The sequence below is a fragment of the Allosphingosinicella sp. genome (genome assembly GCF_036402135.1).
Classification (GTDB): domain Bacteria; phylum Pseudomonadota; class Alphaproteobacteria; order Sphingomonadales; family Sphingomonadaceae; genus Allosphingosinicella.
In genome coordinates, this window is sequence record NZ_DASWTN010000032.1 from 60,522 (window position 1) to 69,711 (window position 9,190).

The window sequence follows — 9,190 nt, forward strand, 5'->3', positions numbered from 1 at the left end:
GAGTAGTGCCGAATGCTCACCCTTCTCACGGCCGCGGCGGTCGCCGCCGCTTCGCCCTCACCAAAGCAAGTGCTTCAGGACGTATTCGCCGCATTCAATCGCCATGACGCCGCCGCCGTCGCCAGCTACTATGCCGACGACGCGGTGATCATCTCTCCCGATTTCTGCGGAGAAAAGATCGGTCCTGCTTTCGTGCGGGAAAATTATGCCGGCTATTTCGGCGCGTTTCCCGATGCGCACGACCAGGTGCTCTCCATGATCGAGCAGGGCGATACCGTCGCCGTAGAATTCGTCTTCACCGGAACGGCAGGCGGTCAGAAGGTGCGGACGCCCATCTCCTCCTTCGTGACGGTCAAGAATGGCAAGATCGTTCGGGACGTTACTTATTTCGACGTACAGCCGACTCCGGACTGCACGTCCAAAGCGGCAGAAAAAGCGAAGTGAGGAGCCCCAGGGTATCGCAGCCTCGAGAAGAGAGGTCTTGGTCCCGCGGACAGAGGGCTGACGCCGCTATCTGATCAGCTGCGTTTCCGCGCTTCCGCTATGGCGGTCTTGAGCGCCTCGTAGCCGACGGCGCCGTGTAGCACTTTGTCGCCGACGACGAAGAGCGGTGTGCCCGTGCCCTTGAGGGCGTCGGCGAGCTGATAGTTCTTCTGGATTTCGGCCCTATGTTCCGGGGCTCGCGCAGCGGGCGAGACGATGCCGAGCGAATTCTGGACGGAAGCGACGGCGACAGGCGTCGGGCGTCCAGCTTCGAACAGCTTCTGGTAGAAGGGACGGAACTTGCCTTGAGCGGCAGCGACGAGGCTGGCTTGTGCCGCGGCCACACTGTCCTGCCCGAGCACCGGCAGCTCTCGCCAGACGACCTTCAGATTCTTATCTTCGGCAAGCAGCCGGTCGATGTCCTCATTGCTCTTGCGGCAGAAGCCGCAGGCATAGTCGAAGAATTCGACCAGCACGACGTCGCCATTCTCGGCGCCCGCCCAGGCGCTGCCGAACGGCGTTTCGATGGCGGTACGGTTCTGGTCGACCACGGCCGCGGCTTCCCGGTCCTGCAGCCGCTGCACGGCCTCCGGGATGATCTCGGGATGCTCCAGGATGTACTCGCGCACAATTGCCTCAACCCGCGCCCGTTCTCCGCCCGAGACGCCGCCGGTCAGCGAGGGGCCGGCCAGCAGCACGACCGATCCGCCGATCAGGAGCCCCCCCAGGCCTGCCAAAAATGCGGTTCGCGAAACCTTCATCAGCCTCGGCACGAAAGTACGGGTTCGGGCCCCGCCGCGCCGCCCTTCGGAAGCACCATCATCTTCCGACCCGCTTTCGCCAGGTTCTTGTCATTGAGCATCAAGGCGCGCGACGACATGGCGATATCCTGGGCGCGAAGGCAGTCGGGCGTGCCTTCCTTCATTCCCGCGAGCGCCGCCTGGGCGCTCGTCATCGCCAGCATCGGGTTGCCCTGGAGACTGTGCCGCTCGGCGGTGGCGAGTGCGGCGCGCGCAATGTCGCCTTCGCGGTCGTAGATGATACCGAGCTGATACCAGGCAAAGGGATTGCTGTTGTCACGGCCGATCGCCGCCTTGAGAACGCTCTTCGCCTCGGCGAAATTCTTTTCATCTTCAGTCGCAATGAGGGCATGGCCGAACAGCGCGGAAATGAGAGGCTGATCGGGCACCAGCGCCACCGCCTGCCGAAGCGATTCCAGCGCCTCCTTCGGCTTTCCGGATTCGAGTAGGATCTGACCCTTGAGCTCGAGGAAATAGGGATCTTCCGGCTGCTGCTGGAGGAGCGCGTCGACCTCCGCATTGGCACGGTCCGGATAGGACGCCTTGTGCCACGCATAGGCGCGGGCATAACGGGCCGCCACGCTCTTGTCGGTTTCCGGAAATTTCTGGAGCGTGCGCTTGTGGTCATTGACGAAGCCCGAAAGCTTCGCCTTCACCCGCTGGAACCGCTGCTCGAGCGCGGGATCGGTCTGGCTTCCCCAGGCGGCATCCGCTTCATAGATATTCTGCAGTCGCGCGATACGGTCGCCGGAAAGCGGGTGGGTGCGGAAATAGCTGTCGTCCTGCGGAATGCCGTAGCGAAGCTCCTGGTTCTGGATCTTCTTGAAGAAGGCGATCGAGCCCTTGCCGCTGATCCCCGCCTTCGTGAGAAAAGACGCGCCGGCCTGGTCGGCGGAGGATTCTTGCGTGCTCAGGAACGAATAGAATTTTCCGGCCGCGGCCTGCTGGCCCGCCGCCATGATGCCCGCGCCCGCTTCGCCGCCGCCCATCGCCATCGCCGCCGCGCCGAGGACGAGCGAGAGGAGCATGATGCCGGTCGCGGCCTGCGCGCCGTCCTGGAAGCGGATGATGTGGCCGCCGGTGATGTGGCCCAGCTCGTGCGCGATCACGCCCTGGACTTCATTGGCGTTGGCCGCATTTTCGATGAGGCCGGAGTGAAGATAAACAATCTGACCGCCCGCCACGAACGCGTTGATCGAATTGTCGTGGATCAGCACGAACTGAACGTCTTCGGGGCGAAGGCCGGCCGCCTCGACGAGCGGCTTCGACATGTCGCGAAGCAGCGCTTCTGTCTCGGCATCGCGAAGGATCGACTGCGCGGCCGCGGGCCGGACAGTAACTGCAAGGCTTAAGACGAGCAGCAGGAGGAACCGCAGCGCGAAAGCCAGCGGCGACGGGAGCGACTTGGAAGCTTCAGCCATGGGTACCTCTATCCTTCCCCCGGCTGAACCTTAGATGAAATGCGGCTCCGGACGCCAGCCTTGAGCCGCCGTCCGGAGCGCATCAGAAGACGAGCCGATCAGCCGCCAAAGGTCCGCTGCCACCAGCCCCGACGCCCGCTGCCCTCGGCGTCGGCATCGGCGGGCGGAGCGGTCTCGGACGCGGCATCTTCAGCTCGTTCGAGCACTGGCGCCTCTGGCGCCGCGGGCGCTGCCTTGCGGCGGCCCCGCTTCGGCTTCTGCTCACCGCCATTCTGGTCGTTGGCTGGTTCGGGCGGTGCAGCTTCGGCAGCCTCGACGGGCGCTTCCGCTGCAGGCGCGGGGACGTCAGCGGCAGGCGCTGCCTCAGCTTCCGCATCCGCCTTCTTGCGGCGGCCGCGCCTCGGCTTAGCGGCCGCGGGCTCCTCAGGCGCCACTTCCGTCTCCGCAGCAACGGCCTCGACGGGCGCGGCTTCAGTCACGGTGGCGGCTTCATCCGGCTGCGTCTCACCCTCGCCGCGCCTGCGGGCGCGGGGACGGCGGCGCGACTTGCGCGGCTGCTCCTCGCCCTCAGACTGCTGTTCGGCCTGGGCAGCGGCCGGAGCCTCTTCCGCTGCGGCGGTTTCCGGCTGCCGCTCCTCGGCCTCGCCCTGCGCTTCGTCCTGCCGGAACTGCTGGCCCTCTTCCTCACGGCCTTCGCCGCCCCTGCGGCGTCCACCACGGCGGCCCCGGCGGCGGCGGCGCTTCCGTCCACCCTCACCACCTTCGCCCCGTTCCTCGCGGTCGCCACGGCCTTCGCGGCGGTCGCGGCGCTCCTCGCGCGCTTCCTCGTGTTCCTCGTCTTCTTCCTCTTCCTCCTCGTCGAGGAGGTCCTCCTCCTCCTCGACGGCGGGCGCGGCGATGGCGGCTGGGCGCGGCCGTTCGACGGGACGCGGCCCGACCGCTTCGACGGTCATCTTCGCGCCTTCGAAGCTGTCGTCGATCAGCACTTCGACGATGACGCCGTAACGCTCCTCGATCTCGGCGATCTCATGACGCTTCTTGTTGAGGACGTAGACCGCGGCCTCGCGCCCGGCGCGAAGGATGATGCGGTTGCCGCGTCCGCGAGCCGCCTCTTCCTCCAGCATGCGGAGCGCCGACAGGCCCGCCGACGAAGCGGTGCGCATCAGGCCCGACCCTTCGCAATGCGGGCAGGGCTTGGTCGAGGCTTCGAGCACGCCGGTGCGCAGGCGCTGGCGGCTCATTTCCATCAGGCCGAAGGACGATATGCGGCCGACCTGGATGCGGGCGCGGTCGTTCTTCAGCGCCTCCTTCATCGCCTTTTCGACCTTACGGATATGGCCGTTCGATTCCATATCGATGAAGTCGATGACGACGAGGCCGGCCATGTCGCGGAGACGAAGCTGGCGGGCGATCTCGTGCGCGGCTTCGATATTGGTCGCGAACGCGGTCTGCTCGATATTGTGCTCGCGCGTAGAGCGGCCGGAGTTGATGTCGATCGAGACCAACGCCTCGGTGGGGTTGATGACGAGATAGCCGCCCGACTTCAGCTGCACGAGCGGCTGATACATCGCCGATAGCTGGTCCTCGACGCCGCCCCGCTGGAAGAGCGGCACGGTATCGGCATAGGCCTTCACCCGCCGCACGTGGCTCGGCATCAAGAGCTTCATGAAGGCGCGGGCATGCTTGTAGCCCTCTTCGCCCTCGACGATCACTTCCTCGATATCGCGGTTGTAGATGTCGCGGATCGCGCGCTTGATGAGGTCGCTGTCCTGATAGATCAAAGCCGGCGCGGACGACTTCAGCGTCTTGTCGCGAATCTCGTCCCACAGCCGCGCGAGATAGTCGAAGTCGCGCTTGATCTCGGTCTTGGTGCGCGAAAGGCCGGCCGTGCGGACGATGCAGCCCATCGTCTTCGGCAGGTTGAGCTCCGCCATGATCTGCTTCAGGCGCTTGCGGTCGGCGCCGTTCGAAATCTTCCGGCTGATGCCTCCGCCGTGCGACGTGTTGGGCATCAGCACGCAATAGCGGCCGGCGAGTGACAGATAGGTGGTGAGCGCCGCGCCCTTGTTGCCGCGCTCTTCCTTCACGACCTGGACCAGCAGCACCTGCCGGCGGCGGATTACGTCCTGGATCTTGTAGCGGCGGCGGAGCGCCTGGCGCTTCCGCCTCAGCTCGTCGGCGGCGCTTTCCTCGCGGCCGCTGACGGTGGATTTCGGCTTCGGCCCATCCTCGTCGGAGCCTTCGGCCTCAGCCTCGTCCGAAGCAGCTTCGAGCTCCGGCTCGTCATGCTCTTCGTCGTCGAGGTGATCATCGTCATGGTGATCCTCCTCGGCGGCGCGGAGCCGTTCCTCCTCGGCGGCATGTTCCGCTTCCTCGCGGAGCAGAGCCTCGCGATCCTCTTTCGGGATCTGGTAGTAATCGGGGTGGATTTCGGAAAAGGCGAGGAAGCCGTGGCGGTTGCCGCCATAATCGACAAAGGCCGCCTGCAGCGACGGCTCGACCCGCGTAACCTTGGCTAGATAGATATTCCCTTTGAGCTGCTTGTGCTCGGCGGATTCGAAATCAAATTCCTCGATCCGGTTTCCCTTGACGACCGCCACCCGCGTCTCTTCCTGGTGGCGCGCGTCGATCAGCATGCGCATTGTCATTGAACTCACTCCACACGCGCGCTGCCAGACTCAAAGCGGCTCGGCACGCATGCTCGAATAGGGACGAAGGCGCTGGCCAATGCCTGAGCGCCGTGAATGTCCGGGTTGAAATGAAAGTGTTTGCCTCTGCTGCGCGCGGCAGGCCGGTCGTTGTCATCGCCGGCCGCAGGCTTCCCGAAGCGACGCCATGACCCGTGAGGGGGCGTGCCTGGTTCGGGAAGAAATACCTCATGCAGCGTCAACCTAGATGGCCGGCAAATTGGCGCCGGCGCTCGAAATCTCCGGCGCGGCAGGCGGAAGGAGTACCCCTTCTCTCGTTCGCGACCGAATGCCGTCTGCTAGCAGCAGAAGGGCCGAGCGGCAACCGATAAGCGTACGTCTGGAACGGCGCTTTTCGCTGGACCGTGACGGCGGCGGCGCTGCACATATGGGGCGATGGGGGCGCGGCTTTCAACTTGGGGCTTAATGGCGGCTTTGCTGCTCTCCGGCTGCGACGGCGAGGGGCGCAGCGACAGCGTCACCGTGAAGCTGGAGGAGGGAAAGGCGGCATCCTCGCTGCCGCTGCCAGCCATCTCCGGCGCCCGCGATCCCCGGCGGCCGCTGGTCATCATCGACGCCGGGCATGGCGGCGGCGATCCCGGCGCGGTGTCGCCGACGAGCGGCCGGCGGGAAAAGGACCTGACGCTGGCGATCGCAAAGGCCGTGCATGCGGAGCTCGCCCGGTCGGGGCGAGTGCGGGTGGCGCTGACGCGTGATGGCGACGCCGCCCTCGGCCTCGTCGACCGCTATGAAATCGCCCGCCGAATGGGGGCGGGCCTGTTCATCTCGATTCATGCCGACGCCGCTCCGCACAATAAAGCAGCACGAGGCGCAAGCATCTATACGCTGTCGGAAGTCGCGTCGGATCGGGAGGCGGCGCTTCTTGCCCAGCGGGAGAATGCGGGCGTCGGCGGCGCCGACGTCGCGGAGGGCGGGGCGGTCAATCGCATCCTCATCGACCTTGCCCAGCGGGAGTCGATGGAAACCTCTGCCGGTTTTGCGCGCCTGCTCCATCGCGAGGCTTCGCCGCTCGTGCCGTTTCAGCCCGATTATCACCGCTTCGCCGCACTGGTCGTGCTGAAGGCGCCGGACGTGCCGTCTATTCTGTTCGAATCCGGCTATCTTACCAATGTCGAGGACGAAGCCTTCCTCCAGTCGCCGGAAGGGCAAAGGCGAATTGCCGAAGGCATGCGCCGCGCCGTCGAGACGCATTTCGCCCGCCTCAGCCTCGGCGGCGGCCGTTAAGCTGCGGGCCAGCTTTGGAATGCGACGGGTCGTGCTTCACCCTTGGCCGCTCTTCCGCTAGAGGCTGGCGACGATGACTGCCGACGCAAAGCCCGCCCCCCGCTTCTCGCTGCCGCCCGTTTTCGATCGGGTGCGGCCCCTCTTCGCGAGAGGCCGGGACGCCTTCCGCCGCCTTTGGGCGAAGCGGTGGGGGAAGGTGCTGATCGCCCTGATCGGCCTGCCGATCCTCGGCTATTTCCTGCTCTGGCTCCTGTTCGCGCAGACTCTTCCCTCGGCAGAATCGCTCCTCACCTATCAGCCCGCGCTGCCGTCCAACGTGCGCGACATCAACGGCATGCCGGTCCACTCCTATGCCCGCGAACGGCGCGTGGAGCTCGCGTTCGAGGAATATCCGGAGCAGCTCGTCAACGCCTTCCTTTCGGCCGAGGACAAGACCTTCTTCAGCCATGGCGGCCTCGATTATCCGGCCTTCGTCAGCGCCGTGTTCAATTATGCGACCAGCCTCGGCAGCGGCGAACGTGTGGCGGGCGGCTCCACCATCACGCAGCAGGTGGCGAAGAACCTGCTGCTCGGCGACGAATATTCGGTCACCCGCAAGATCAAGGAGGCCTTTCTCGCCCGCCGCATCGAGGATGTGCTGACCAAGGAAAAGATCCTCGAACTCTACCTCAACGAAATCTTCCTCGGCCGGAACGCCTATGGCGTGCAGGCGGCGGCGCGCGCCTATTTCGACAAGGACGTGGATGCGCTCGAGCTGCACGAGGCAGCCTATCTCGCTATCCTGCCCAAGGCGCCGAGCAACTACAGCCCGGAACGCTTTCCGGAACGCGCGCTTTCGCGGCGAAACTGGGTGCTGGCGGAAATGGAGCGGAACGGCTGGATCACGGCCTCGCAGCGCGCCGCCGCCCAGGCGCAGCCGCTCGGCACCGTCCGCGGCCCCCGCAACAGCGTCAAGAATGTCGGCGGCTATTTCATGGAGGAGGTCCGCCGCGCCCTTCTCGGCCGCTATGGCGAGAAGCGCGAGAACGGCCCCAACAGCGTCTATTCGGGCGGCCTCTGGGTCCGCACCTCCTACGATCCGGTCAAGCAGAAGGCGGCGGAAACGGCGCTCCGCGACGGCTTGATGCGCTTCGAAAGCGGCCGCGGATGGCGCGATTCCGGTCTCAGCATCGACGTGAACGGCGACTGGCGTTCGCAGCTCGGCCTTGCCGATTACGGCGTAGGTTACGAGGATTGGCGCTCGGCCGTGGTGCTGGAAAAGAGCGGCTCGACCGCCCGCATCGGCTTCACCGACGGCACGACCTACGACCTTCCCTCCTCTGCGGCGTCGATGCCGAAACGCGGCGGCGGCGGCACCGCCTTTCAGAATTTTCGCCCCGGCATGATCATCGCCGTGAAGCGGGAAGGGAATGGCTACGTCCTCCGCTCGGTGCCGGAGATTTCGGGCGGCATGGTGGTCCAGGAAGTGGCGACCGGCCGCATCCTCGCCATGCAGGGCGGCTTCGCCTATTCCGCGGGCGAAGCGTTCAATCGGGCCACGCAGGCGGACCGGCAACCCGGATCGACCTTCAAGCCGATCGTCTATTCGGCGGCGCTCGACAACGGCATGACGCCTGCGTCCATCATCGTCGACGGCCCCTTCTGCGTCTGGCAGGGCGCGGGGCTCGGCACCAAATGCTTCCGCAACTTCTCGGGCGGCTTTGCCGGCCCGCAGACGATGCGCTGGGGCCTCGAACAGTCCCGCAACGCCATGACCATCCAGACCGCCAACAAGATCGGCATGGACAAGGTCGTGCGGCTCGCGCGCCGCATGGGCGTCGGGGACTATGATCCGTATCTCTCAATGTCGCTGGGCGCGGGTGAGACCACCGTGCTCAAGATGACCAACGCTTTCTCGATCCTCGCCAATCACGGCCGCGAGCTGAAGCCGACCCTGATCGATTACGTGCAGGATCGGAACGGGAAGGTGATCTTCCGCCAGGACCTCCGCCCCTGCGGCCCGCGCTGCAACATGGCCGACTGGGACGGAAAGCCGATGCCGCGTCCGCCGCTTCGCACCAAGCAGCTGCTTGACCCGATGACCGCCTATCAGATGGTCCACATCCTCGAAGGCGTGGTGGAGCGCGGCACCGCGACCCGCCTTCGCGCGCTCGACCGGCCGCTGTTCGGCAAAACCGGCACGACCTCCGGCCCCCGCGACGTCTGGTGGGTGGGCGGCAGTCCCGACATCGTCGCCGGCCTCTATATCGGCTACGACAAGCCACGGAACATGGGCGGCTGGGCGCAGGGCGGCCGTATCGCCGCGCCGATCTTCCAGGAATTCGCGCAGGTGGCGCTGAAGGACATGCCGAAGACGCCGTTCCGCGCGCCGCCCGGCATCCGCATGGCGCTGGTCGACCGCCGCTCGGGCCAGCGCGTGTTCGGCCAGTGGCCAGGCGACGACCCGAAGTCCGGCGTGATCTGGGAAGCCTTCAAGCCGGAAAGCGAGCCGCGCCGCGGCGGCCGGCGCGACTATGTCGGCGGCACCGAACGGATTGCGAGCCTCCGCCGCGGG

Annotated in this window: 6 protein-coding genes; 3 read left to right on the forward strand and 3 right to left on the reverse strand. The window is 66.0% G+C overall.

Annotated features, from left to right (window positions below):
* The first annotated feature begins 12 nt into the window (after positions 1 to 12).
* A complete protein-coding gene (locus tag VGD10_RS09715; RefSeq protein WP_331040618.1) occupies positions 13 to 444 on the forward strand; it encodes a nuclear transport factor 2 family protein in 432 nt (143 codons plus the stop codon).
* Between the two features lie 74 nt (positions 445 to 518).
* On the opposite strand, the gene VGD10_RS09720 is transcribed toward VGD10_RS09715, so the two are convergent.
* The 3 genes from VGD10_RS09720 to VGD10_RS09730 form a co-directional block, all read right to left on the reverse strand.
* Entirely contained in the window at positions 519 to 1,244 is a 726-nt protein-coding gene (locus VGD10_RS09720; RefSeq protein ID WP_331040619.1) for a DsbA family protein, read from the reverse strand.
* Positions 1,244 to 2,704, reverse strand: coding sequence for a M48 family metalloprotease (locus tag VGD10_RS09725; protein WP_331040620.1), 1,461 nt, complete (start codon positions 2,702 to 2,704; stop codon positions 1,244 to 1,246). Before VGD10_RS09725 ends, VGD10_RS09720 begins: the two co-directional genes overlap by 1 nt.
* Positions 2,705 to 2,802: 98 nt before the next feature.
* Positions 2,803 to 5,352, reverse strand: a complete 2,550-nt coding sequence (locus VGD10_RS09730; protein ID WP_331040621.1) for a ribonuclease E/G — start codon at positions 5,350 to 5,352, stop codon at positions 2,803 to 2,805.
* 465 nt (positions 5,353 to 5,817) lie between these two features.
* On the opposite strand from VGD10_RS09730, the gene VGD10_RS09735 reads away from it, so the two are divergent.
* Both VGD10_RS09735 and VGD10_RS09740 read left to right on the forward strand, forming a co-directional pair.
* The gene (locus tag VGD10_RS09735; protein WP_414639520.1) at positions 5,818 to 6,636 is read left to right on the forward strand and encodes an N-acetylmuramoyl-L-alanine amidase family protein; all 819 of its coding nucleotides are present in this window, start codon (positions 5,818 to 5,820) and stop codon (positions 6,634 to 6,636) included.
* 73 nt (positions 6,637 to 6,709) lie between these two features.
* Positions 6,710 to 9,190 (forward strand): PBP1A family penicillin-binding protein (locus VGD10_RS09740; RefSeq protein ID WP_331040622.1); only part of this gene is annotated, 2,481 nt, incomplete at its 3' end.

Coding starts and splice junctions, on each gene's coding strand:
- VGD10_RS09715 (WP_331040618.1), top strand. CDS start 13: ATGCTCACCCTTCTCACGGCCGCGGCGGTCGCCGCCGCTTCGCCCTCA.
- VGD10_RS09720 (WP_331040619.1), bottom strand. CDS start 1,244: ATGAAGGTTTCGCGAACCGCATTTTTGGCAGGCCTGGGGGGGCTCCTG.
- VGD10_RS09725 (WP_331040620.1), bottom strand. CDS start 2,704: ATGGCTGAAGCTTCCAAGTCGCTCCCGTCGCCGCTGGCTTTCGCGCTG.
- VGD10_RS09730 (WP_331040621.1), bottom strand. CDS start 5,352: ATGACAATGCGCATGCTGATCGACGCGCGCCACCAGGAAGAGACGCGG.
- VGD10_RS09735 (WP_414639520.1), top strand. CDS start 5,818: ATGGCGGCTTTGCTGCTCTCCGGCTGCGACGGCGAGGGGCGCAGCGAC.